We start from the raw sequence: 22,143 nt of genomic DNA, 5'->3' as shown, positions 1-22,143 counted from the left end.
GAGTTGCGACATCGGGACCCCGGCAGCGGCAGGATGGGGCCCCGCGGCCTTGACACGGTAAACAGAGGCTCCAGGGGGGATCCGGCATGGAGGCAAGTCCTGTCGATGTGATGCGGATGGCTGTCCGGGAGTCGGACCGGGCCACCCGCCTGATCCACCGGGCCCGCGAGGCGCGGCTGGCCGGTGAACGCATCCCGCTGGCGCCCCGGGCCGAGATCGGGGACTCGTGGGACCGGGTGCTGCGCAGCGGGGTCGACCCGGAGAAGTCCACCCACAGCGTCCTGCTGGAGCCGGACGAGATCGAGCACCGGCGCAGGAGCTCCACGCTGGGTGAGGTGATGCCGCTGCTCGGGGATGCCCTGACGGCCATCGCGGACGCCTCGCAGCAGATCATGGTGGTCACCGACGTGGAGGGCCGGGTGCTGTGGCGCCAGGGCAACACGGGGGTGCTGCGCCGGGCCGACGACATCTGCCTGGCCGAGGGCGCCGCCTGGTCCGAGGCGAGCACCGGCACCAACGCGATCGGCACGGCGATCGCCTCGCGCGCCCCGGTGCAGGTCCACTCCGCGGAGCACTTCGTGCGCAGTCTGCACGGGTGGACGTGCGCGGCGGCCCCGGTGCGTGATCCGCGCGACGGCCGGCTGATGGGGATCGTCGACATCAGCGGCCCCGCGACCACCTTCCATCCCACCACGCTCGCCCTGGTCGGTTCGGTGGCCCGGCTGGCGGAGAGCGAGATCCGGACCCGGCATCTGGAGTCGATCGACCGGCTGCGCTCGGTGGCGGCCCCCATGCTGTGCCGGCTGGGCGGCCGGGCGCTGGCCGTGGACGCCAACGGCTGGCTTGCGGCGGTCACCGGGATGCCGCCGGTGGACCGGCTGCCGCTGCCGAAGTCGCTGCGGCCGGGCCGGGTGTGGCTGCACTCGCTCGGGATGTGCCGGGTGGAGCCGCTGCCGGGCGGCTGGCTGGTGCAGGTGGCGGACGGCGCGATGGACAGCCCGCCGCGCCGGGTGGTGCTGGATCTGAGCCGGCCGCGCGGCCTCGCGGTGAGCGTGGTGAGCCCGGTGGGCACCTGGACGCAGCGGCTCTCCCCGCGCCACGCCGAGCTGCTGTTCGCGCTGGCGCTGCACCGCGAGGGGCGTACCGCCTCCGAGCTGGCGCAGGACATCTTCGGCGATCCGACCAGGACGGTGACGGTGCGGGCCGAGATCTCCCGGCTGCGGCGCCATCTCGCGGAGGTGCTGGCGCACCGCCCGTACCGCTTCGGTGACGGGGTCGAGGTGGAGGTGATCCACCCGGAGCACCCGGGCGATCTGCTGCCGCGCTCGAACGCCCCGGTGGTGACGGCGGCGCGCAGCGACCGGTGAGCGGCGTTCACGCAGGTCGTGGGCGTCCGTCTGCCGGGACCGGCTTGGGCCGGGGGCGCGGAGCATGGTTTTCTGGCGGTCATGAGCAACCCCGCGCGCCCCGCCGAACCGACCGCCGAGGTGACCGTCTGGTCCCTGGAGCAGACCTCCCCCGATGATCTGCGGCCCTCCGCCGTGCCGGAGGGGGATGTCCGGATCGTCCGGTCCGGGATACCGCTGCCCGAGTTCAGCCGCTTCCTCTACACGGCGGTCGGCGGCGACATCCGGTGGACGGACCGGCTGTCGATGACGTACGCGCAGTGGCAGGAGGCGCTGGAGCGGCCCGGCGCGGAGACGTGGGTGGCGTACGCGGACGGGACGCCGGCCGGGTACATCGAGCTGGACCCGCAGGACGACGGCGCGGTCGAGATCATGTACTTCGGTCTCATCCCGGCGTTCCGGGGGCGCCGGATCGGCGGTCATCTGCTCTCGTACGGGGTGGCCCGCGCCTGGGACCTGGCGCAGCGGTGGCCGCAGCGTCCGGCGACGAAGCGGGTCTGGCTGCACACCTGCTCGAAGGACGGGCCGCACGCCATGGACAACTACCTGCGGCGCGGCTTCCGGCTGTTCGACACCAGGACCGAGACGGAGCCCGAGGTCGCGACTCCGGGGCCGTGGCCGGGTTCCGGCCGGGAGCTGCTTCCGTAGCCCGACGCCCGTAGGAAATGCACGTGGTTGTCCGGTTATCCGGGCGGCAGGGCGCCCGTCACCGCAGTGATGGGCGCCACAGCGTCTCACCTGACGGGACAGTCTCGTCCACATCATGGATAGTGGTGGACTGCTCCGAGATTCGCGTGACACGCTTCCGTCATGTCTGGAACTGGAACTGCCTTGGTGAGTCGACGCCACGTCGACCTCGGCCGCATGTCCAGCGCCATCTGTCCGGCGAGCTGAGAGTCTCCAGCACCGCCGCGATCCCTTTTTCTCTGCAAACCCTGCGCACCGCCGCGCCCAGATGCGAGTGTGCAGTTCAGAGCCGCCCTCCCGCAGTCCCGAAGGACGTACTGTCATGGCCGCTACCCCGGAACAGCCTGCGCCCGCCGCACCTCGCCGCAAGGCGGGACGCCACCGTGGCGAAGGTCAGTGGGCCCTGGGGCACTACACCCCTCTCAACGGCAATGAGCAGTTCAAGAAGGACGACGACAGTCTCAACGTGCGGGCACGCATCGAGACGATCTACGCCAAGCGCGGCTTCGACTCGATCGACCCCAACGACCTTCGCGGACGCATGCGCTGGTGGGGCCTCTACACGCAGCGCAAGCCCGGCATCGACGGCGGCAAGACCGCCGTCCTGGAGCCGGAGGAGCTGGACGACCGGTACTTCATGCTCCGGGTCCGCATCGACGGCGGGCGCCTGACGGTAGCTCAGCTGCGGGCGATCGGTGAGGTCTCGCGGGACTACGCGCGGGGCACCGCCGACGTCACCGACCGGCAGAACATCCAGCTGCACTGGATCCGCATCGAGGACGTCCCGGCCATCTGGGAGAAGCTGGAGGCCGTCGGCCTGTCCACGACGGAGGCCTGCGGCGACTGCCCGCGTGTGATCATCGGCTCCCCGGTGGCGGGGATCGCCGCCGACGAGATCATCGACGGCACCCCGGCGGTCGACGAGATCCACGACAAGTACATCGGCAGCAAGGAGTTCTCCAACCTGCCGCGCAAGTTCAAGACCGCGATCTCCGGCTCGCCCGTGCAGGACGTGGTCCACGAGATCAACGACATCGCCTTCGTCGGCGTCGTCCACCCCGAGAACGGCCCCGGCTTCGACCTCTGGGTCGGCGGCGGCCTCTCGACCAACCCCCGGCTCGCCGAACGCCTGGGCGCCTGGGTGCCCTTGGACGAGGTCTCCGACGTCTGGGCCGGAGTCGTCGGGATCTTCCGGGACTACGGGTACCGGCGGCTGCGCACCCGCGCCCGGCTGAAGTTCCTGATGGCCGACTGGGGACCCGCCAAATTCCGCCAGGTGCTGGAGGACGAGTACCTGAAGCGGCCGCTGGTCGACGGCCCCGCCCCCGAGCAGCCCAGCAGCCGCTGGCGCGACCACGTGGGCGTCCACGAGCAGCAGGACGGCCGCCGCTACGTCGGCTTCGCCCCCCGGGTCGGACGCGTGGACGGCCCCACCCTGGCCAGGATCGCCGACCTGGCCGCCGCACACGGTTCGGACCGGCTGCGCACCACCGTCGAGCAGAAGATGCTCATCCTCGACGTGGAGCCGGACCGGGTCGACTCCCTGGTGGCCGGCCTGGAGGAGCTCGGCTTCCAGGTGAAGCCCTCCCCCTTCCGCCGCGGCACGATGGCCTGCACCGGCATCGAGTACTGCAAGCTGGCGATCGTCGAGACCAAGGCGCGCGGCGCCTCGCTCATCGACGAACTGGAGCGCCGCATGCCGGAGTTCGACGAGCCGCTCACCATCAACATCAACGGCTGCCCCAACGCCTGCGCCCGCATCCAGACGGCCGACATCGGCCTCAAGGGCCAGCTCATGCTGGACGACTCGGGCAACCAGGTGGAGGGCTACCAGGTGCACCTGGGCGGCGCGCTCGGCCTGGAGGCCGGCTTCGGCCGCAAGGTCCGCGGCCTGAAGGTCACTTCGGACGAACTGCCCGACTACGTGGAGCGGGTGCTCGGGAACTTCCAGAAGGAGCGCGAGGGCGACGAGCGCTTCGCGACCTGGGCGGCGCGGGCCAGTGCGGAGTCGCTGTCATGAGCGAGCGCGCCGCACCGTTCCACTGCCCCTACTGCGGTGACGAGGACCTGCGCCCGCACGAAGCGGGGCACGGGGCCTGGGAATGCGCCTCCTGCAACCGAGCGTTCCAGCTGAAGTTCCTGGGCCTGCTGACCCGGGGACTGGCGCGCAACGACGGTGAAGGGGACGGGATATGACGGACACCCTGCAAATCGAGGAGCTCACGTCGCAGGAGCTCAGGGAGCTGGCCGAGCGGGCGGGCCGCGAGCTGGAGGACGCCTCCGCGCCGGAGATCCTGCAGTGGGCCACCCGCACCTTCGGCCCCCGGTTCTGCGTCACCTCCTCGATGGAGGACGCGGTCGTCGCCCACCTCGCCTCCCGGGCCCTGCCCGGCGTGGATGTGGTCTTCCTCGACACCGGCTACCACTTCCCCGAGACGATCGGCACCCGCGACGCGGTGGAGGCGGTGATGGACGTCAACGTCATCACCCTGACGCCGCGGCAGAGCGTGGCCGAGCAGGACGCCGCGTACGGGCCGAAGCTCCACGACCGCGACCCCGACCTCTGCTGCAAGCTGCGCAAGGTCAAGCCCCTCGAGGAGGGCCTGGCCTCGTACACGGCCTGGGCGACCGGGCTGCGCCGCGACGAGTCCCCCACCCGGGCGAACACCCCGGTGGTCGGCTGGGACGAGAAGCGGCAGAAGGTCAAGGTCTCGCCGATCGCCCGCTGGAGCCAGGACGACGTGGACGCGTACGTCGCGGAGCACGGGGTGCTCACCAACCCGCTGCTGATGGACGGCTACGCCTCGGTCGGCTGTGCGCCCTGCACCCGCCGGGTGCTGGAGGGCGAGGACGCACGCGCCGGCCGCTGGGCCGGGAGCGGCAAGACCGAGTGCGGGCTGCACGGCTGATGACGACTGATCAGGAGACTTCGATGAGCGTGACGGAGACGGGAGCCACCATCTGGCTGACCGGTCTGCCGAGCGCGGGCAAGACCACCATCGCCCGTGAACTCGCCGGGCGGCTGCGCGGCGAGGGCCACCGCGTGGAGGTCCTGGACGGCGACGAGATCCGGGAGTTCCTCTCCGCGGGCCTCGGCTTCTCCCGCGAGGACCGGCACACCAACGTGGCCCGGATCGGCTTCGTCGCCGGACTGCTGGCGGCCAACGGCGTGAAGGTGCTCGTCCCGGTCATCGCGCCGTACGCGGACAGCCGGGAGGCGGTCCGCAAGCGGCACCAGGCCGAAGGCACCGCGTACCTGGAGGTGCACGTCGCGACTCCGGTCGAGGTGTGCTCGGTGCGCGACGTGAAGGGGCTTTACGCCAAGCAGGCGGCGGGCGAGATCAGCGGGCTGACCGGGGTGGACGACCCCTACGAGGCTCCCGAGTCGCCGGATCTGCGGATCGAGTCGCACCAGCAGACCGTGCAGGAGTCCGCGGCGGAGCTGTACGCGCTGCTGAGCGAGAGGGGTGCAGCATGACGACCGTCGCGACTGTGTCGGAAGGCACCGGCAATCCGTACGCACTCAGCCATCTGGACTCCCTGGAGTCGGAGGCGGTGCACATCTTCCGTGAGGTGGCGGGGGAGTTCGAGCGGCCGGTGATCCTTTTCTCGGGCGGCAAGGACTCGATCCTGATGCTGCATCTGGCGCTGAAGGCGTTCGCGCCCGCGCCGGTGCCGTTCACGCTGCTGCACGTGGACACCGGGCACAACTTCCCCGAGGTCCTGGAGTACCGCGACCGCACGGTCGCCGAGCACGGGCTGCGACTGCACGTCGCCTCCGTCCAGGAGTACATCGACGCCGGGAAGCTCCGCGAGCGCCCCGACGGCACCCGCAACCCGCTGCAGACCGTGCCGCTGACCGAGGCGATCCAGCAGCACCGCTTCGACGCGGTGTTCGGCGGTGGCCGCCGCGACGAGGAGAAGGCACGGGCCAAGGAGCGGGTCTTCTCGCTGCGCGACGAGTTCTCCCAGTGGGACCCGCGCCGCCAGCGCCCCGAGCTGTGGCAGCTGTACAACGGCCGGCACGCCGCGGGCGAGCACGTCCGGGTGTTCCCGATCTCCAACTGGACCGAGCTCGACGTGTGGCAGTACATCGAACGCGAGGGCATCGAGCTCCCGCAGATCTACTTCGCCCACGACCGCGAGGTCTTCAGCCGCTCCGGCATGTGGCTGACCGCGGGCGACTGGGGCGGTCCCAAGGAGCACGAGCGGACCGAGACCCGCCAGGTCCGCTACCGCACCGTCGGCGACATGTCCTGCACCGGCGCCGTCGACTCCGACGCCACCACACTGGCCGCCGTGATCACCGAGATCGCCGCCTCCCGGCTCACCGAGCGGGGCGCGACCCGCGCCGACGACAAGATGTCCGAGGCCGCGATGGAAGACCGCAAGCGCGAGGGGTACTTCTAAAATGACCACACCCATCCAGCTGGCCGAGCAGCTGTCGGCCACCACCCTGCTGCGGTTCGCCACCGCCGGGTCCGTGGACGACGGCAAGTCCACCCTCGTGGGACGGCTGCTGCACGATTCCAAGTCGGTTCTGACCGACCAGCTGGAGGCGGTCGAGGACGCGTCCCGCAAGCGCGGCCAGGAAGCGCCCGACCTGGCGCTGCTGACCGACGGGCTGCGGGCCGAGCGTGAGCAGGGCATCACGATCGATGTCGCCTACCGCTACTTCGCCACCGCCCGGCGCCGGTTCATCCTGGCCGACACCCCGGGCCATGTGCAGTACACCCGCAACATGGTCACGGGTGCCTCCACCGCCGAGCTGGCCGTGGTGCTGGTCGACGCCCGCAACGGGGTCGTCGAGCAGACCCGCAGGCACGCCGCCGTCGCCGCCCTGCTCCGCGTCCCGCACGTGGTGCTGGCCGTGAACAAGATGGACCTGGTCGACTACGCGGAACCGGTGTTTGCCGCCATCGCGCAGGAGTTCACCGCCTACGCGGCATCCCTCGGCGTCCCGGAGATCACCGCCATCCCGATCTCCGCGCTGGCCGGCGACAACGTCGTGGAGCCGTCCTCCCACATGGACTGGTACGGCGGCCCGACCGTTCTGGAGCACCTGGAGACCGTCCCGGTCAGCCACGACCTCACCGGCTGCCACGCCCGCTTCCCCGTCCAGTACGTGATCCGGCCGCAGACCCCGCAGCACCGCGACTACCGGGGCTACGCCGGCCAGATCGCCGCCGGGGCGTTCCGGGTCGGCGAGCCCGTCACCGTACTGCCCTCCGGCCGTACCTCGACGATCGCCGCGATCGACCTCCTCGGCACCAGCGTCGACACCGCCTGGGCCCCCCAGTCCGTCACCGTCAGGCTCACGGACGACGTCGACGTCTCGCGCGGTGACCTGATCGCGCCCTCGGGCGACGCACCGGCGGTCACCCAGGACGTCGAGGCGACCGTCTGCCATGTCGCGGACCGGCCCCTCACCGTGGGCCAGCGGGTACTCATCAAGCACACCACCCGCACGGTCAAGGCGATAGTCAAGGACATCCCGTCCCGCCTCACGCTGGACGACCTCTCCCAGCACCCGGCCCCGGGCCGGCTCGCCGCCAACGACATCGGCCGGGTCGTGGTGCGCACCGCCGAGCCGCTCGCGCTCGACGCGTACGCCGACTCCCGCCGCACCGGTTCCTTCCTGCTGATCGACCCCGCCGACGGCACCACCCTGTCGGCCGGCATGGCGGGCGCCTCCTTCGCCGCCGCCCCGGCCCGGGTCGCGGCCCCGGCGGACGACGACGCCGAGTGGGACTTCTGATGAGCAGGGACATCTTCTCGACCTTCGCGAAGGAGGGCGGCCGCGTCGGCAGCGGCGCCCTCGGCAGCGGCCAGGGCGGGGTTGCGCGATGTGCGCGATGACGTACGCGCACTGCCTGCGCGCCCGGCAGCACCAACCGCACCGCCCGCAAAGCCAGTTCAGACGAAGACCTGCCGACCGCCCGGCCGCGCCCCCCGACTTTCCGGGGACGTGAGCACCGGGCCTCCGAGAGGAAATCCTCCCGTGTCTGCCCCACGTACCACGCTGCGCCGCAGCATCGCCGCTGCCGCCGCCCTGCCGTTGCTCGCCGTGGCGCTCACCGCCTGCGGCTACGGTTCCGACGCGAAGGACGACGACGCCAAGAAGGCGAACGTCTCCGCCGGCGGAAAGAAGCTCTCCGCGGACACCGTGAAGATCGGCTACTTCCCGAACCTCACGCACGCCACCGCTCTGGTCGGCATCCAGGAAGGCATCATCGCCAAGGAGTTGGGCGGTACCGAGGTCAAGCCCTCGACGTTCAACGCGGGTCCCTCCGAGATAGAGGCGCTCAACGCCGGTTCGATCGACATCGGCTTCATCGGCCCCTCCCCCTCGATCAACGGCTTCACGAAGTCCAAGGGCAAGAGCCTGCGCATCATCGGCGGTTCGGCCTCCGGCGGGGTGAAGCTGGTCGTCAACCCGAAGAAGATCAAGACCCTGGACGACCTCAAGGGCAAGAAGATCGCCACTCCGCAGCTCGGCAACACCCAGGACGTGGCCTTCCTCAACTGGATCTCCGAGAAGGGCTGGAAGGTCGACGCCCAGAGCGGCAAGGGCGACGTCTCCGTGGTCCGCACCGACAACAAGGTGACCCCGGACGCCTACAAGTCCGGTTCCATCGACGGCGCGTGGGCGCCCGAGCCGACCGCCTCCAAGCTGGTCGCACAGGGCGCGAAGGTGCTCCTGGACGAGTCGAAGCTGTGGCCCGACAACAAGTTCGTCATCACGAACATCATCGTGTCGCAGAAGTTCCTCGACCAGCACCCGGACGTCGTCGAGGCGGTACTGCGCGGGTCCGTCAACACCAACGCGTGGATCAACGCCAACCCGGACAAGGCGAAGGCCTCCGCCAACGCCGCGCTCAAGACGCTGTCCGGCAAGGAGCTGCCGGCGGACGTCATCGATCCGGCGTGGAAGTCCATCCAGTTCACCGATGACCCGCTGGCCGCCACGCTCGACACCGAGGCCAAGCACGCGGTGAAGGCCGGGCTGCTGGACGGGACGGACCTGACGGGCATCTACGACCTGAAGCCGCTGAACAAGATCCTCAAGGCCGCGGGCAAGCCCGAGGTCGCCGACGCCGGTCTCGGCGTCAAGTAAGCACCCGACCGTTCCAGGATCTCCCAGGAGGTGACGACCATGGCCACGACCACGCTCACCACGGCCGAGGACCGTACGGCGGTCGGGCACGCAGCCCGTATCGACCACGTCTCGAAGTCCTTCGGCGGACCGCAGGGGCAGCAGCTCGTCCTGGACGACATCACGCTCGATGTCGCTCCCGGCGAGTTCGTCACCCTCCTGGGGGCATCCGGGTGCGGCAAGTCGACGCTGCTCAATCTGGTGGCGGGGCTCGACCGCCCGACTGCGGGGTCCATCGAGACCCCCGGCGGGCGGCCGGCCCTGATGTTCCAGGAGCACGCCCTCTTCCCGTGGCTGACCGCGGGCAAGAACATCGAACTCGCGCTGCGGCTGCGCGGCGTACCGAAGTCGGACCGCCGCGGCGAGGCGGAACGGCTGCTGGAGCTGGTGCGCCTGGGCGGGGCGCACGGCAAGCGGGTGCACGAGCTGTCGGGCGGCATGCGGCAGCGGGTGGCGATGGCCCGCGCGCTCGCCCAGGACAGCCAACTCCTGCTGATGGACGAGCCGTTCGCCGCACTCGACGCCATCACCCGGGATGTGCTGCATGACGAACTGACCCGGATCTGGCGGGAGACGAACGTCTCGGTCCTCTTCGTCACGCACAACGTGCGGGAGGCCGTCCGGCTCGCCGAGCGGGTCGTGCTGCTCTCCTCGCGGCCGGGCCGGATCGCCCGGGAGTGGACGGTCGACATCGAGCAGCCGCGCCGTATCGAGGACACCGCCGTGGCGGAGCTCTCCGTCGAGATCACCGAACAACTGCGTGGGGAGATCCGCCGACATGGCCAGCACTGAGACCACCGCCAAGAGCGGCGCCGCCGGGGCGGGCGCCCCGAAGGACGCCGCCCAGGACATGGCCGGCCTCGAAGCGGGGCTCGACGCTCTCGACGCCGTGCGGGTCAGCCGGACCCCGGTGCGCCAGGTTCTCACGCAGAAGGTGCTGCCTCCGGTGGTGGCCGTCGCGCTGGTGCTCCTCGTCTGGCAGATCCTGATCTGGGCGAAGGTCACCGACGACTACAAGCTGCCCTCGCCCTCCCAGGTCTGGGGCGAGGTGTCCGACGCCTGGGCCCAGGGCACCCTGCTCGGCTACATCTGGACCAGCGTCTCGCGCGGCCTGCTCGGCTTCCTCCTCGCACTCGTCATCGGCACCCCGCTCGGGCTGCTGGTGTCACGGGTGAAGGTGGTGCGCGCCGCGATCGGTCCCGTGCTCTCGGGTCTGCAGTCGCTGCCGTCGGTCGCCTGGGTGCCGCCGGCGGTCATCTGGCTGGGCCTGGACGACCGGATGATGTACGCCGTGATCCTGCTGGGCGCCGTGCCGTCGATCGCCAACGGGCTCGTCGCCGGCGTCGACCAGATCCCGCCGCTGCACCTGCGGGCCGGCCAGACGCTGGGTGCCACCGGGCTCCGGGGCACTTGGCACATCGTGCTCCCGGCCTCGCTGCCTGGCTATCTGGCGGGGCTGAAGCAGGGCTGGGCCTTCTCCTGGCGCTCGCTGATGGCAGCCGAGATCATCGCCTCGTCGCCCGATCTGGGTGTGGGCCTGGGCCAGTTGCTGGAGCAGGGCCGTGAGACCAGCAGCATGTCGATGGTCTTCCTCGCCATCTTCCTGATCCTGATCGTCGGCATCGCCATCGACCTGCTCATCTTCAGTCCGCTGGAGCGGTGGGTGCTGCGCAGCCGCGGTCTCCTCGTCAAGAGCTGAGGGGCGGCATGACTCCTCCGGTCCTCCTCGTCATCGCCCACGGCAGCCGCGATCCCCGGCACGCCGCGACCGTGCACGCGCTCACCGCGCGGGTACGGGCGCTGCGGCCTGGGCTTCGGGTGGAGACCGGGTTCCTGGAGTTCAACGCGCCGTCCGTGCCGCAGGTCCTGGAGCGGCTGGCGGCGCGGGGGGCGGGCGAGGTGGTGGCGCTTCCGCTGCTGCTCACCCGGGCCTTCCACGCCAAGTCCGACATCCCGGCGGTGCTGCGTGAGGCGCGCGGCAGGCTGCCCCGGCTGCGGGTGCGCCAGGCCGGGGTGCTCGGTCCGTCACCGCTGCTGAACTCCGCCCTGGAACGGCGGCTGCACGAGGCCGGGGTCCGCCCCGGTGACAGAGGCTCGACCGGGCTCGTCCTGGCATCGGCGGGCTCCACAGACCCGGAGGCGAGCGCAGTGATCGCTGAAATCGCGCGGGAGCTGCGGCACACCGGTTGGTGTTCCGTGCGGCCTGCGTTCGCCTCCGCATCCCTCCCCCGCACCGAGGACGCGGTGCGGGCCCTGCGGGCCGACGGTGTGCGACGCGTCGCGGTCGCCCCGTACGTCATCGCGCCCGGCCGCCTTCCCGACCGCATCGCGGCGGGGGCGGCGGAGGCCGGGACGGACGTCCTGGCCGGAGTGCTCGGCCCCTCGCCGGAGCTGGCGCGGCTGCTGCTCGACCGGTACGACGAGGCCCGGGTGGCGGACGCGGCGGTGGCGTCGCTCAGCGCGTAGCCGCCTGCCCCGTCCCCGTCCCCGTCTCCGTGTCAGCCGACGTCGAGGCTGCCCGTGCGGGTGCGCTTGAGCTCGAAGAAGTCGGCCTCGCCCGCGAGTACCCGGAAGCTGTCGAACAGCCGTACCGCGGCCGCGCCGCGCGGCACCGCCCGCAGCACCGGGCCGAACCAGACGTTCCCGTCGACATGGATGGTGGGCGTGCCCACGTACGCGTCCGCCGCCGGGTCCCTGCCCGCGTCGTGGCTGCGCCGAAGCGCCGCGTCATGAGCGTCGGTGTGCGCGGCGGCGGCCAGTTCGGCGGGCAGGCCCAGCTCGTCGAGGGACTGGGCGACGACCTCGTCGAAGTCCTCGTTCTTCTGCTGGTGGATCCGGGTGCCGAAGGCCGTGTAGAGGTCGCGCAGGACGGCGTCGCCGTGCTGTTCGGCCGCCGCTGCGGCGACCCGCACCGGGCCGATCGACTTGTCGACCAGGGTGCGGTACCAGTCGGGGAGTTCGTTGCCGGTGTTGTGCAGGTAGAGGCTCATCACGTGGAAGCGGAGCTCGATGTCGCGCTGCCGCTCCACCTCCAGCATCCAGCGCGAGGTGATCCAGGCGAACGGGCAGGCCGGGTCGAAGTAGAAGTCGACGACGGGCCTGCCCGGTTCCGGGCTGCGGTGAGTGGTCATGGCAGGAGCCTAGCCAGTCGGTGGCGCAGCTCCACGGGCCATTTGCAGGCCGTCGCACTGGGCCACTTTCAGGCGGCGGTCCACTGCGGATCGCGGCCGCTCAGGGCGATGGCCAGCTCGAAGCCGGACACCTGGTTCCCGGCGGGGACCTCGGCGGCGAAGCCGTCGTAGCGCCGGTAGAGCTCGGCGGACTTCTCCACGGCCTTCAGCACGTAGCCGGCCGCCTCGTCGGACAGCCGGAACTCCTGACCGGTGGCCCGTGCGACGTCCCAGCCGTGCAGCGCCGTCTCCATGATGAGCATCTCGGCGGTGTCTGCGGCCGGGGACGCGGAGTCGCCCTCCCCGATGGTGCCCTCCCAGACGGCCGGGTCGGACCACGCGGCGACGGCGCGGTCCAGCTGGGCCGCGTAACGCTCGGCCCAGTCGGCCTCCGCCGTGAAGTCGCGGGTGGTGAGCTCCTCGGGGATCTCCGTGCGCAGGGCGCGGTGCTCCATGCCGTACGAGGTGTAGAGCACCCAGTGGTTGATGAGTCCGCGCACGTCCCAGCCTTCGCAGGGGGTGGCGGCGCTGTCGAGCTGTCCGGCGCGTACGGCGCGGGCCACTCGGGCCGCCTCGGCGGCGCATTCGGTCATATGAGCGTGCTCGGTCTTCATGAACACCACGCTAGGACGGCGCCCGCCCCGGGTATTGAAGAAAGGCGACACCGACCGTCGTACTACTGTTTGCCCCATGTCTTCCGCATTGCGTTCCCCCGATGACACCTTTCTCCTCGGCGGCGAGCTGCCCGTGCGCCGTCTCGGCTACGGCACCGCCCAGCTGACCGGGCCGGGGTACTGGGGCCCCCGCGGCGAGCGGCAGGATGCGCTCGACGTGCTCAGGGCGGCGGTCGACCAGGGCGTGAACCTGATCGACACCGCCGACAACTACGGGCCAGGGGTGGCGGAGGAACTGGTCGCCGGGGCGCTGCACCCGTACCGCGACGATCTGGTGATCGCGACCAAGGGCGGCGTCGTACGGACCAGTGACAGCGCCTGGCACATCGCGGGACGCCCCGAGGATCTGCGGGCGATGTGCGAGGCCAGTCTGCGCCGGCTGCGGACCGACCGGATCGACCTCTACCAGCTGCACCGGTTCGATCCGCAGGTGCCGATGACCGAGCAGCTGGGCGCCCTGGATGAGCTGCGGCAGGAGGGTAAGATCCGGTACATCGGTCTGGACACCCTTACCGCCGACCAGCTGGAGCAGGCGCTCTCCCTGACCGGGATCGCCTCGGTGCAGAACCGGTTCAATCTGCTGGACCGTTCGTCGGACGCGGTACTGAAGGTGTGCGAGGCCCACGGCCTGGCCTTCCTTCCCTGGTTCCCGCTGGCGAACGGCGCGCTGACCGGCGAGGACGCCGCGGCGCTCGCCGGGATCGCGGAACGCCACGACGCCACCCGGGGGCAGATCGCCCTCGCCTGGCTGCTGCACCACTCCCCCGTGCTGTGCCCGACGCCGGGCACGGGTTCGCCCGTTCATCTCGCGGAGAACATCCGGGCCGGGGAGATCCGGCTGTCGACCGACGACATGAGCCTCCTGGAGGCCCTCGCATCCGCATGAAGGAGTACCGCACGTGACCACCACCGCTCCCCGCCCCCCTTCCTCGGCCACGGACCCGGTTCCGGTTCCGGTGATCAGGGCCGACGGCGTCACGCTCGTACGGGAGGGCAGGGTGCTGCTCGACTCGGTCTCGCTGACCGTGCGGGGCGGGGAGCACTGGGCCCTGCTCGGCGCCAACGGCGCGGGCAAGAGCACGCTGCTGGGGCTGCTCGGCGCGCTCAGGCACCCCACCCGGGGCACGGTGGAGGTGCTCGGCCGCACCATCGGACGGGTCGACCTGCGGGAGCTGCGGACGCTGCTGGGGCATGTCGATCCGCGCCATCCGCTGCGCTCCCCGCTCTCGGTGAACGACGTGGTGCTGACCGGGCTGACCAACTCGGTCGAGCCGGTGCCGCGCTGGTCGGCGAGCCCGGAACAGCGGGAGCGGGCGGCGCGGCTGCTGAAGATGCTGGGCATGGGCGGCAAGGAGGGCTCGCGCTGGCCGGCGCTGTCGCAGGGCGAGCGGGGCCGTACGCTCATCGCCCGTGCGCTGATGCCGCAGCCCCGGCTGCTGCTGCTCGACGAGCCGGCCACCGGCCTCGACCTGGCCGCCCGGGAGCAGTTGCTCGACAGCCTGGACGCGCTGCGCGAGGAGCACCCCGAGCTGGCGACCGTGCTGGTCACCCATCACCTGGAGGAGCTGCCCGCCTCCACCAGCCATGCGATGCTGCTGCGCGGCGGGCGGTGTGTGGCCTCGGGGGCGGCGGACGAGGTGCTGACCACGGACCGGGTCAGCGACTGCTTCGGTCATCCGGTGGAGATCTCCCGTACGGACGGCCGCTGGGCGGCGCGGGCCCGGCGGACGCCCCGGCGCTGACGTGAACCCGCCGCCTCTCAGCCGTCGGCTGCCGCCGGTCCGGTGACGAAGGGGGTGGCCTGGTGGTAGTAGAGCAGCCATCCGGTGCCGGTGAGCCGCCACAGCGAACTGCGGTGGGCGCGCTCGCCCTTGGCCTCGGTGTCGAAGGTGACGTGGACGAGTTCGTCCGAGAGCTGGACCCCGCGCATCCGGGAGGCGGTGAGCTGCCCGGGGCGGGCGCCGGTGCCGGTGATGAGCGAGGTGATGACCGTGTCCCGGTCCCAGTGCCGGCCGGTGGTGTCGACCTCGTGGAAGTCGGGGTGCAGGACCTGGACGAGGAGTTCGGTGGAGGCCCGCACCAGCGGGTCGAGGAGGCGGAGTTCGCCCTCGACCGCCGCGGCCACGCCGGGCGACGGCTCGCTCACGCGTCGCCTCCGGTCATCTCGACGAGTCTGGTGACGGTGTTCCAGTTGCGCGAGGTCGCGACGAGGCCCTTGACGAGGGAGGGCCGGGAGAGCGCGGCGGCGAGCTTGGAGCCGCCCAGTCCGCCGGGGGCGTGGAGGTAGAGGGCGCGCTCGCCGAGCCGGAACTCCTCGGGGAGGAAGGCCGGGGCGTCCAGCGGGGCGAAGCGCGCGGCGTCGACCGGCCGGTCGAAGTAGGTGACGTGGAGCTCCTTGGGCTGGAGCTCGGCGGCGGGGAACGGGCAGGCGTCGGCCACGGCCGCGAGATAGCCGCCGTCCCGGACCAGACACCGGACCTCGAAGCCGAACCGCTCCTCGATGGCCCGCTCCAGCCCGGCCGCGAGCGTGTCCTCGTCACCCGAGTCGCTGCTGAAGACCGCGTTGCCGCTCTGCAGGTAGGTGCCTACGCCGCCGTGGCCCAGTCCGGTGAGCAGCGTGCGGAGTTCGGCCATCGGGACCTTGCGGTGGCCGCTCACATTGATCCCGCGCAGCAGCGCCGCGTACATCGTCATGGGCACACCATAGGACGATCAGCCCGAGCCGTGCGGCCGCCGCGCCCCGTGGGGGAGGGCGCGGTGGCCGCCGGTCCGGGGAGCGGTGCTGTTACTCGACGACCTTCAGCAGCTTGTTCGCGGTGCCTTCGGTGGCGTTGCTGATGGCGTCCGGGGTGGCTCCGTCGGTCAGTGCCGTGGAGACCTCCGCCGGGGTGGCGTCCGGGTGTCCCGCCAGGTAGACGGCGGCGGCACCGACGACGTGCGGAGTCGCCATGGACGTACCGGAGATGGTGTTGGAGCCGGTGTCACTGTCGTTCCAGGACGACGTGATGTCCGAGCCCGGGGCGTAGATGTCCACGACCGGGCCGTAGTTGGAGAACGAGGACTGCTCGTCGTCCACCGTGGACGAGGCGACCGTGATGGCCTCCGGGACGCGGGACGGGGAGCCCTCGCCCGCGTCGCCCGACTCGTTGCCCGCGGCCACCGCGAAGGTGACGCCGGAGGCGATGGCCTTCTGGACCGCCGCGTCGAGCGCCTCGTCCGCGCCGCCGCCGAGGCTCATGTTGGCGACGGAGGGGCCCTGGTGGTTCTCGGTGACCCAGTCGATGCCGGCGACGACCTGCTCGGTGGTGCCCGAGCCGGAGTCGTCCAGGACCCGGACTGCGACGATCTTGGCCTTCTTGGCGACGCCGTACGTCGCACCGGCGATGGTGCCGGCCACGTGGGTGCCGTGGCCGTTGCCGTCGTCGGCGCTGTCGTCGTTGTCCACGGCGTCGTAGCCCGAGGCGGCCCGGCCCCCGAACTCCTCGTGCGTGGTGCGGACACCGGTGTCGATGACGTACGCGGTCACGCCCTCGCCCGCGCTGTCCGGATAGGTGTACGCGTTGTCGCCGGCGGTCTCGGCCTGGTCGATGCGGTCCAGACCCCAGGAGGGCGGGTTGTCCTGGGTGGCGCTGATGTGGAACTTCTTGTTCTGGACGACCTTGGAGACCGACGGGTCGGCGGCGAGCCGCTTGGCCTCGGTCTGCGAAAGGCCGCTGGCGGAGAAGCCGTTGATGGCGGAGCTGTAGTTCCGCTTGAGCTTGCCGCCGTACTCCTTGGCGAGCTTCGCCTTGTCGGCCTTGTGGTCCAGCATCACTATGTAGCTGCCGGATACGGCGGTTGCCGCGTCGGCGCCGTAGATCTTGCCCGTCGCGGGGGCGGGCGCCGCACCGGCGAAGGGGCTGCCCAGCATGGTGATGCCGGCCGCTGCGGCCACCGCGGTGATCGCGGCGGTGAGCTTGATCCGGTGAGCGCGCTTGTGAAGTGCCATGAAGAGGGGTCTCCTCGTCATTCTTTGTGGGGGGATTGGCCCTCGGCCGGAAGATCTCCGGGGGCTGGCTCGAAACCCTCGCCGATTGACGCGCTCAGATCAAGACCCTTCCTGCGCCTGTGCCCGCCTGAGCAAGGTTTCGTCACAAGAAGTCGACCAGCCGCACCCAAGTCCGACACACGCACTGCCCGTTACCGGCGGACACGCCACCGGTCCCGCTTCCGCGCACAGCACTCCGCCCCGCTCGCGATGATTCATCACGAGCGGGGCGGAGTGGGGCGGGCGGGTTCAGCGTCGGACGATGCGTACTCCGGTCACACCCATCAGCCCGGCGAGGGGGACGTCGCGGGACACCTGTGCGGGGTCCACCGTCAGTCCCCCGCCACGCACCATGTCGAGCAGCATCTCGGCGAGTGGCATCACCATGTGCCGCCCCCAGCACCGCTCGGACACATGGCCGAAGGGCAGGTAGCCGGGCTGATCGTCCGGGTCGAGGCTGTCCCAGCGCTCGGGCCGGAACACATCGGGGTCCTCCCAGAGCGCGGGGTCCCGGTGGCTCAGCAGGGGCAGGAGCAGGATGTCGTCACCGGCGCCGATCCGGGGGTCGAGCGCGGCGTACTCCGGGGACGCCCTTCGCAGGATGTTCCAGGAGGGCGGCAGCAACCGCATGGACTCGTAGAGGATGTTCCGGTTCGACGTCTCTTCGCCGAACGGCGATCCGAGCCAGAGCGCGTTGGCGACGAGCGTCGAGACGGTGAAGCAGACCGGGGCCGCCGCCCTGCGGTACAGGCCCATGGCGTAGCGGCGGTCGCCGTAGCTCTTCGCCTCGGCGGTCAGGCCCGCGATGGCGGAGACGGGGGCGCCCGGCCGGGGCCGAACCGGCAGGGCCGCCCCGGCGACGATGACCGACCAGGTGAGTTTGGGCGTCAGTTCCAGGGCCCGGTCCATGAGGACGCGGAGCCGGTAGGGATCGGCGCCGAGGATCAGGTCACGCAGGTATACGTGACCCACGCGCGGCCACTCACCGCGCAGGTCGGCGTGTTCGGGAACGGGCTTCTTCAGGGCGGCCCGCACGTCGCGGCCGATGGCCTGCATGACGGTGGCGGCCTCGGCCCGCGGAATGGACCGCCCCTGCAGGGGCTTGAACGTCGGGCGCTCGTCCTCGGTGGCCGGCCTGGCGGCCAGGACGCGGTCGGTCAGGCCGGCTCCGGCGACGGCGACGGTTCCGGGGTCGAGGCGGAAGACCTCCTCGCCCAGGTGGTCTCGCAGAAGCGCCTGGAGTCTCGGCGCGAAGACGACGTCCCGGGCACGGCTGCCGGTACCGGATATCTGCATCGTGTTCTCCAAGAAGCGGGAGGCGGCCCGTGCCCGGCGGGCCGGTGTGGGCCACGCCGGGCACGGACTCCGGCCGAGGAGCCGCACCCCTCAGCCGACTGGACTCACAGGCCGGCTCAGTACCAGATGTACCAGGCGTACGCCTTCAGGCTCTTCTCCGGCGTCATCTTTTCCTTCAGCTGAAAAAGGAACTTCATAACAGCACCTCCATCTGTTGCTCTGAATTTACTTCCCGGAACATGGCATGGCCGCACTTGCGATACGGACTCCCGATCTCGACAGGGAATCCGCACCACCGCTGACCGCCGAAAGGAGTACAGCCCAGAGCAATTGGAGTTGTCAATGATCTTCTCGCCGGAGAAAGCGGCAACGCGTTCCGTTTCAGTTGAAACCAGATAAGCCGAAGAGAAACGCAGAATTTCCCTGCGATACCCGTGGCCGCAGGCCCCGGCAAGAGCGTGAAGAGGCCAATTCATGCCGATGATTGACTGAATCACAACCGTTCAGCATGTTTGCCGCGGCTCCGGGCGGCGTCCCGCGACCGGATCACCCCCGCCTCGCGGCGGGAAAGATACGTACTGGTCGGTAATGGTCTGTCGTTCTCCTGCGAAGTCATCGCTGATAGCGGGCCAGCACCCGGTTCCCGTCCTCGACCAGACGCTTCCTCAGTTCGGCCGCGTCGATCGCACCGCTGTAGTACTCCTGGAGGGCGGGCGTGGCGACCTTGTCCTTCCACTCGGGGTAGCCGCGCACGGACTGGGCGGGCGCGGAGCGCAGCGCGCCCGCGAGGGCGGCGCCGGTCGACCAGCCCAGGTCCGCGGTGTGCAGCGAGGGGTCCGCGAGCGCCGCCCTGCCGGTCGGCAGCATCCAGTCGCCCTTGGCCAGGCGCACCATGTTGGCGGGCCGCAGCAGGAAGTCGATGAACTCCACGGCCTCCTTCTTGTGCGGGCTGTCCTCGGCGACGGACAGGGTCTGCGGGCTCACCCCCTGGGCCAGGCCGTCGCTGCCGGCCGGTGCGGGCAGCACCGTCCACTCGAAGCCCTTCGGGGCCTGTTCGGCCACCTGCTGGCGGTAGGAGAAGCCGAGCGGGACCATGGCGTACTTGCCGCCGAACAGGCCCGGAAGCGCGTCGCCGCCGCCCATGCCGAGCGCGGTGCGGGCGGCGCTGTGGTCGGTGTTGACCTGGTCGTGGATGGTCCCCGGCACGACGAGGTCGCCGTCGTCCATCGCGAGGGTGACCTTTCCGTCGGCGCCTCGGTGGAACAGCTCGCCGCCGGCCGAGAGGCCCAGGTTCAGGGTGACGGAGACCGGTTCCTTGAGCGGCCAGGCGACGCCGTAACGGCCCTTGCCGGTGAGCTTCTTGGTGACCTGTCCGAACTCCGGCCAGCTCCAGGGCCTGGCCGGGGTCGGGATGCGGACGCCCGAGGCCTTGAGGACCTTGGTGTTGGCGATCAGGACACGGGGTTCCTGGAGGAAGGGCACGCCGAAGACGCCGTCGTCGAACGTGCTGGTGCGCCAGCTCTGCTGCGGGATGTCGGCGGTGAGCCGGTCGGGCAGCAGGGTGCGCAGGTCGGCGAGGTAGCCGCCGTAGGCGAAGTCCGCGAGGTCGTCGGACGCGTCGTGGATGACGTCGGGTGCCTCGTCCCCCTCGAACGAGGTGAGGAGCTGGTCGTGGACGCTGTCCCAGCTGCCCTGGACGTACTCGACGCGGACCTCGGGATGGCTCGCGTTCCACTCCTTCACCAATTGCCTGTTGGCGTCGACGGACTCCTTCTGCCAGGCCAGCGACTGGAAGCGGAGCGTGATCCGCCCGTCGTCCCGGCCACCGTCTCCCCCGCCGCACCCGGTGAGCAGCAGGGCCAGTGCGGTGGCGGCCACGGCCGCGTCGCGTACCAGTGCGCGCATCAGCTCTTCACCGCCCCGGCCAGCATGCCGCCCGTGATCCGCCGCTGGATGACCGCGAACAGGACGAGCGAGGGAAGGGTGGCGAGGAACGCGGCGGCGGCGAGCGGTCCCAGGTCGCTCGCGCCCTCCGCGCCGAGGAAGTGGGTCAGTACGACCGGCAAGGTCTGCTTCTCCGGGGTCTTGAGCAGGACGAGCGCGAAGAAGAACTCGTTCCACGCGGTGATGAAGGCGAAGAGCGCGGTGGCGACGATCCCGGGCGCGAGCAGTGGCGCGGTGACCGAGACGAGGGTCCGCAGGCGGCTCGCGCCGTCGACCGCCGCCGCCTCCTCCAGTTCAAGCGGGACGGCCCGTACGTATCCGACGAGCATCCACAGCGCGAAGGGCAGCGACCAGACGACGTACACCATGATCAGCCCCCACAGCGTGTTGATCAGGTGCAGGTACTTGAGCACCAGGAACAGCGGAATGATCAGCAGGACGAACGGGAACGCCTGGCTGACCACGACCCAGCCGGTGGCGGCGGTGGAGAGCCGCGAGCGGTGGCGGGCCATCACGTACGCCATCGGGGTCGCGATGACGACGGCGATGATCCCGGCCGAGAGCGCGGCGATCAGCGAGTTGGCGGCGGCCCGCAGCAGCGGCTGCTCGTCGAAGGCGGCCCGGAAGTTGTCGAGCGTCGGGTGCTCGGGGATCCAGGTGGGGTGCAGGGAGCCGAGCTCGGGCGCCGGTTTGAAGGCGGTGGAGATCAGCCAGACGAACGGGAACGCCAGGAAGACCAGGTAGCACAGGAGCGCGAGGTACTGCCCGGCGCGCGCGGCCCTGCGGGTGGGCAGACTCATCGGTCCTCACCTCCTGTGAGCCGTCCCACGAGGTACACGGCGAGGATCACGGAGATCACCGCGACCATCACACAGCCCATGGCCGCGGCGTAGCCGAACTGTCCGTACCGGAAGGCCTCCTCGTACGCGAAGAGCATCGGCAGCCGGGTACGGCCGCCGGGTCCGCCGTTGGTCAGCACGTAGACCAGGGCGAAGGAGTTGAAGTTCCAGATGAAGTTGAGCGCGGTGATGGAGAGGGCGACCGGCCTGAGCGCCGGCCAGGTGACGGTACGGAAGCGGCGCCAGGCGCCCGCGCCGTCCAGGGCGGCCGCCTCATGGAGTTCGTGCGGGGTGTTCTGCAGCCCGGCCAGCAGGGCGACCGTGGTCTGCGGCATACCGGCCCACACCCCGACCAGGATCACCGCGGGCAGCGCGGTGGCGAGGCCGGTCAGCCAGTCCCGGCCGTCGCCGAGGCCGAGATCGCGGATGCTCTCGTTGAGGATTCCGGCGTCCGGGTTGTAGACGAGCCGCCACATGATGCCGACGACCACCTCCGGCATCGCCCACGGGATGATCGCCAGCGCCCGTGCCAGCCACCGCATCCGCAGGTTCTGGTTGAGCAGCAGCGCCAGGCCGAGCGCCAGCGCGAACTGCGGGACGGTGACGCCGACCGCCCACACCAGACCGATCCGGAACGACTCCCAGAACAGCCCGTCGTGGAGCAGGTCCTGGAAGTTCAGCACCCCGGTCCACTGCGTGGACCTGGTACGGCCCGACTGGGCGTCGGTGAACGCCAGGGCGATGCCGTAGAGCAACGGGCCGACGCTGAGGACCAGGATCGGGATGAGGGCCGGCAGCACCAGGAACCAGGTTCCGGCGTTCCGGTTGACCCGTGTGGGCCGCCTGCCGTGCGGGCCGCCCGGCGGCCCGTGCCGCCCGGACTGCACGGTTGCACTCGCCAATGTCATGGATGCGTCCCCCTTGCGCCATTCGACCGGCTTGAT

At 70.8% G+C, this 22,143-nt stretch carries 25 protein-coding genes; 15 read left to right on the top strand and 10 right to left on the bottom strand.

Features of this window, described 5'->3' with window-relative positions:
- The first annotated feature begins 86 nt into the window (after positions 1-86).
- From EDD93_RS25475 to EDD93_RS25420, 13 genes are all read left to right on the top strand, one after another.
- Positions 87-1,367, top strand: coding sequence for a helix-turn-helix domain-containing protein (locus EDD93_RS25475; RefSeq protein ID WP_123527357.1), 1,281 nt, complete (start codon positions 87-89; stop codon positions 1,365-1,367).
- Positions 1,368-1,448: 81 nt separating this feature from the next.
- Positions 1,449-2,054: a GNAT family N-acetyltransferase gene (locus EDD93_RS25470; protein ID WP_123527356.1), complete on the top strand. Its 606-nt coding sequence runs from the start codon at positions 1,449-1,451 to the stop codon at positions 2,052-2,054.
- A 162-nt stretch (positions 2,055-2,216) separates the two neighbouring features.
- Positions 2,217-2,300 carry a putative leader peptide gene (locus tag EDD93_RS40705; protein WP_311318337.1) on the top strand — a complete coding sequence of 28 codons (84 nt, stop codon included), beginning with the start codon at positions 2,217-2,219 and terminating at the stop codon, positions 2,298-2,300.
- Between the two features lie 115 nt (positions 2,301-2,415).
- A complete protein-coding gene (locus EDD93_RS25465; RefSeq protein ID WP_123527355.1) occupies positions 2,416-4,113 on the top strand; it encodes a nitrite/sulfite reductase in 1,698 nt (565 codons plus the stop codon).
- Positions 4,110-4,289: an IS1 family transposase gene (locus EDD93_RS25460; protein WP_123527354.1), complete on the top strand. Its 180-nt coding sequence runs from the start codon at positions 4,110-4,112 to the stop codon at positions 4,287-4,289. Before EDD93_RS25465 ends, EDD93_RS25460 begins: the two co-directional genes overlap by 4 nt.
- Positions 4,286-5,002 carry a phosphoadenylyl-sulfate reductase gene (locus EDD93_RS25455; protein ID WP_123527353.1) on the top strand — a complete coding sequence of 239 codons (717 nt, stop codon included), beginning with the start codon at positions 4,286-4,288 and terminating at the stop codon, positions 5,000-5,002. The genes EDD93_RS25460 and EDD93_RS25455 overlap by 4 nt, the downstream gene beginning before the upstream one ends.
- 23 nt (positions 5,003-5,025) lie before the next feature.
- Positions 5,026-5,571, top strand: coding sequence for an adenylyl-sulfate kinase (cysC, locus tag EDD93_RS25450; RefSeq protein WP_398904863.1), 546 nt, complete (start codon positions 5,026-5,028; stop codon positions 5,569-5,571).
- A complete protein-coding gene (gene cysD, locus EDD93_RS25445) occupies positions 5,568-6,503 on the top strand; it encodes a sulfate adenylyltransferase subunit CysD (RefSeq protein WP_123527351.1) in 936 nt (311 codons plus the stop codon). The genes cysC and cysD overlap by 4 nt, the downstream gene beginning before the upstream one ends.
- A 1-nt stretch (position 6,504) precedes the next feature.
- Entirely contained in the window at positions 6,505-7,851 is a 1,347-nt protein-coding gene (locus EDD93_RS25440; protein WP_123527350.1) for a sulfate adenylyltransferase subunit 1, read from the top strand.
- Between the two features lie 243 nt (positions 7,852-8,094).
- A complete protein-coding gene (locus tag EDD93_RS25435) occupies positions 8,095-9,210 on the top strand; it encodes an ABC transporter substrate-binding protein (protein ID WP_123527349.1) in 1,116 nt (371 codons plus the stop codon).
- A 39-nt stretch (positions 9,211-9,249) separates the two neighbouring features.
- On the top strand, positions 9,250-10,041 hold the full coding sequence (locus EDD93_RS25430; protein ID WP_123527348.1) for an ABC transporter ATP-binding protein: 792 nt from the start codon (positions 9,250-9,252) through the stop codon (positions 10,039-10,041).
- Positions 10,028-10,948 carry an ABC transporter permease gene (locus EDD93_RS25425; protein WP_123527347.1) on the top strand — a complete coding sequence of 307 codons (921 nt, stop codon included), beginning with the start codon at positions 10,028-10,030 and terminating at the stop codon, positions 10,946-10,948. Before EDD93_RS25430 ends, EDD93_RS25425 begins: the two co-directional genes overlap by 14 nt.
- 8 nt (positions 10,949-10,956) lie before the next feature.
- Positions 10,957-11,715, top strand: coding sequence for a sirohydrochlorin chelatase (locus EDD93_RS25420; protein ID WP_123527346.1), 759 nt, complete (start codon positions 10,957-10,959; stop codon positions 11,713-11,715).
- Between the two features lie 32 nt (positions 11,716-11,747).
- Here the strand turns inward: EDD93_RS25420 and EDD93_RS25415 are convergent, their stop codons facing one another.
- Positions 11,748-12,380 carry a DsbA family protein gene (locus EDD93_RS25415; RefSeq protein ID WP_123527345.1) on the bottom strand — a complete coding sequence of 211 codons (633 nt, stop codon included), beginning with the start codon at positions 12,378-12,380 and terminating at the stop codon, positions 11,748-11,750.
- Positions 12,381-12,448: 68 nt separating this feature from the next.
- Positions 12,449-13,033 (bottom strand): TIGR03086 family metal-binding protein, encoded by a 585-nt coding sequence (locus EDD93_RS25410; protein ID WP_123527344.1) that lies wholly within the window; start codon positions 13,031-13,033, stop codon positions 12,449-12,451.
- A gap of 76 nt (positions 13,034-13,109) precedes the next feature.
- Here EDD93_RS25410 and EDD93_RS25405 point away from each other — a divergent pair, with 76 nt between their 5' ends.
- Together EDD93_RS25405 and EDD93_RS25400 are read left to right on the top strand one after the other, a co-directional pair.
- On the top strand, positions 13,110-13,979 hold the full coding sequence (locus EDD93_RS25405) for an aldo/keto reductase (RefSeq protein WP_123527343.1): 870 nt from the start codon (positions 13,110-13,112) through the stop codon (positions 13,977-13,979).
- A 13-nt stretch (positions 13,980-13,992) separates the two neighbouring features.
- Positions 13,993-14,835: an ABC transporter ATP-binding protein gene (locus EDD93_RS25400; RefSeq protein WP_123527342.1), complete on the top strand. Its 843-nt coding sequence runs from the start codon at positions 13,993-13,995 to the stop codon at positions 14,833-14,835.
- Positions 14,836-14,852: 17 nt separating this feature from the next.
- On the opposite strand, the gene EDD93_RS25395 is transcribed toward EDD93_RS25400, so the two are convergent.
- The 8 genes from EDD93_RS25395 to EDD93_RS25365 all read right to left on the bottom strand — a co-directional run bounded on the left by EDD93_RS25395 (position 14,853) and on the right by EDD93_RS25365 (position 22,107).
- Positions 14,853-15,239: a DUF4440 domain-containing protein gene (locus tag EDD93_RS25395; RefSeq protein ID WP_123527341.1), complete on the bottom strand. Its 387-nt coding sequence runs from the start codon at positions 15,237-15,239 to the stop codon at positions 14,853-14,855.
- A complete protein-coding gene (locus tag EDD93_RS25390) occupies positions 15,236-15,787 on the bottom strand; it encodes a DUF1697 domain-containing protein (protein WP_123527340.1) in 552 nt (183 codons plus the stop codon). Before EDD93_RS25390 ends, EDD93_RS25395 begins: the two co-directional genes overlap by 4 nt.
- Before the next feature lie 91 nt (positions 15,788-15,878).
- Positions 15,879-17,081: a S8 family peptidase gene (locus EDD93_RS25385; protein ID WP_123527339.1), complete on the bottom strand. Its 1,203-nt coding sequence runs from the start codon at positions 17,079-17,081 to the stop codon at positions 15,879-15,881.
- Between the two features lie 288 nt (positions 17,082-17,369).
- A complete protein-coding gene (locus tag EDD93_RS25380; protein ID WP_123527338.1) occupies positions 17,370-18,416 on the bottom strand; it encodes a cytochrome P450 in 1,047 nt (348 codons plus the stop codon).
- Positions 18,417-18,532: 116 nt separating this feature from the next.
- Positions 18,533-18,913: a tryptorubin family RiPP precursor gene (locus EDD93_RS39450; RefSeq protein ID WP_148083904.1), complete on the bottom strand. Its 381-nt coding sequence runs from the start codon at positions 18,911-18,913 to the stop codon at positions 18,533-18,535.
- A 115-nt stretch (positions 18,914-19,028) separates the two neighbouring features.
- Positions 19,029-20,321: an ABC transporter substrate-binding protein gene (locus EDD93_RS25375; RefSeq protein ID WP_123527337.1), complete on the bottom strand. Its 1,293-nt coding sequence runs from the start codon at positions 20,319-20,321 to the stop codon at positions 19,029-19,031.
- Positions 20,321-21,160, bottom strand: a complete 840-nt coding sequence (locus EDD93_RS25370) for a carbohydrate ABC transporter permease (RefSeq protein WP_123527336.1) — start codon at positions 21,158-21,160, stop codon at positions 20,321-20,323. The genes EDD93_RS25375 and EDD93_RS25370 overlap by 1 nt, the downstream gene beginning before the upstream one ends.
- On the bottom strand, positions 21,157-22,107 hold the full coding sequence (locus tag EDD93_RS25365; protein WP_123527335.1) for a carbohydrate ABC transporter permease: 951 nt from the start codon (positions 22,105-22,107) through the stop codon (positions 21,157-21,159). The genes EDD93_RS25370 and EDD93_RS25365 overlap by 4 nt, the downstream gene beginning before the upstream one ends.
- Positions 22,108-22,143 lie beyond the last annotated feature (36 nt).

Source organism: Streptomyces sp. 840.1 (assembly GCF_003751445.1).
Classification (GTDB): Bacteria; Actinomycetota; Actinomycetes; order Streptomycetales; family Streptomycetaceae; genus Streptomyces.
Note: the sequence above shows the minus strand (reverse complement) of the source record. Positions and strands in the feature narration are given on the sequence as shown.

Coding starts and splice junctions, on each gene's coding strand:
- EDD93_RS25440 (WP_123527350.1), top strand. CDS start 6,505: ATGACCACACCCATCCAGCTGGCCGAGCAGCTGTCGGCCACCACCCTG.
- EDD93_RS25475 (WP_123527357.1), top strand. CDS start 87: ATGGAGGCAAGTCCTGTCGATGTGATGCGGATGGCTGTCCGGGAGTCG.
- EDD93_RS25470 (WP_123527356.1), top strand. CDS start 1,449: ATGAGCAACCCCGCGCGCCCCGCCGAACCGACCGCCGAGGTGACCGTC.
- EDD93_RS25455 (WP_123527353.1), top strand. CDS start 4,286: ATGACGGACACCCTGCAAATCGAGGAGCTCACGTCGCAGGAGCTCAGG.
- EDD93_RS25405 (WP_123527343.1), top strand. CDS start 13,110: ATGTCTTCCGCATTGCGTTCCCCCGATGACACCTTTCTCCTCGGCGGC.
- EDD93_RS25415 (WP_123527345.1), bottom strand. CDS start 12,380: ATGACCACTCACCGCAGCCCGGAACCGGGCAGGCCCGTCGTCGACTTC.
- EDD93_RS25370 (WP_123527336.1), bottom strand. CDS start 21,160: ATGAGTCTGCCCACCCGCAGGGCCGCGCGCGCCGGGCAGTACCTCGCG.
- EDD93_RS25425 (WP_123527347.1), top strand. CDS start 10,028: ATGGCCAGCACTGAGACCACCGCCAAGAGCGGCGCCGCCGGGGCGGGC.
- EDD93_RS25420 (WP_123527346.1), top strand. CDS start 10,957: ATGACTCCTCCGGTCCTCCTCGTCATCGCCCACGGCAGCCGCGATCCC.
- EDD93_RS25430 (WP_123527348.1), top strand. CDS start 9,250: ATGGCCACGACCACGCTCACCACGGCCGAGGACCGTACGGCGGTCGGG.
- EDD93_RS25460 (WP_123527354.1), top strand. CDS start 4,110: ATGAGCGAGCGCGCCGCACCGTTCCACTGCCCCTACTGCGGTGACGAG.
- EDD93_RS25375 (WP_123527337.1), bottom strand. CDS start 20,321: ATGCGCGCACTGGTACGCGACGCGGCCGTGGCCGCCACCGCACTGGCC.
- EDD93_RS25385 (WP_123527339.1), bottom strand. CDS start 17,081: ATGGCACTTCACAAGCGCGCTCACCGGATCAAGCTCACCGCCGCGATC.
- EDD93_RS25390 (WP_123527340.1), bottom strand. CDS start 15,787: ATGACGATGTACGCGGCGCTGCTGCGCGGGATCAATGTGAGCGGCCAC.
- cysC (WP_398904863.1), top strand. CDS start 5,026: ATGAGCGTGACGGAGACGGGAGCCACCATCTGGCTGACCGGTCTGCCG.
- EDD93_RS25380 (WP_123527338.1), bottom strand. CDS start 18,416: ATGCAGATATCCGGTACCGGCAGCCGTGCCCGGGACGTCGTCTTCGCG.
- EDD93_RS25465 (WP_123527355.1), top strand. CDS start 2,416: ATGGCCGCTACCCCGGAACAGCCTGCGCCCGCCGCACCTCGCCGCAAG.
- EDD93_RS40705 (WP_311318337.1), top strand. CDS start 2,217: ATGTCTGGAACTGGAACTGCCTTGGTGAGTCGACGCCACGTCGACCTC.
- EDD93_RS25365 (WP_123527335.1), bottom strand. CDS start 22,107: ATGACATTGGCGAGTGCAACCGTGCAGTCCGGGCGGCACGGGCCGCCG.
- cysD (WP_123527351.1), top strand. CDS start 5,568: ATGACGACCGTCGCGACTGTGTCGGAAGGCACCGGCAATCCGTACGCA.
- EDD93_RS25410 (WP_123527344.1), bottom strand. CDS start 13,033: ATGAAGACCGAGCACGCTCATATGACCGAATGCGCCGCCGAGGCGGCC.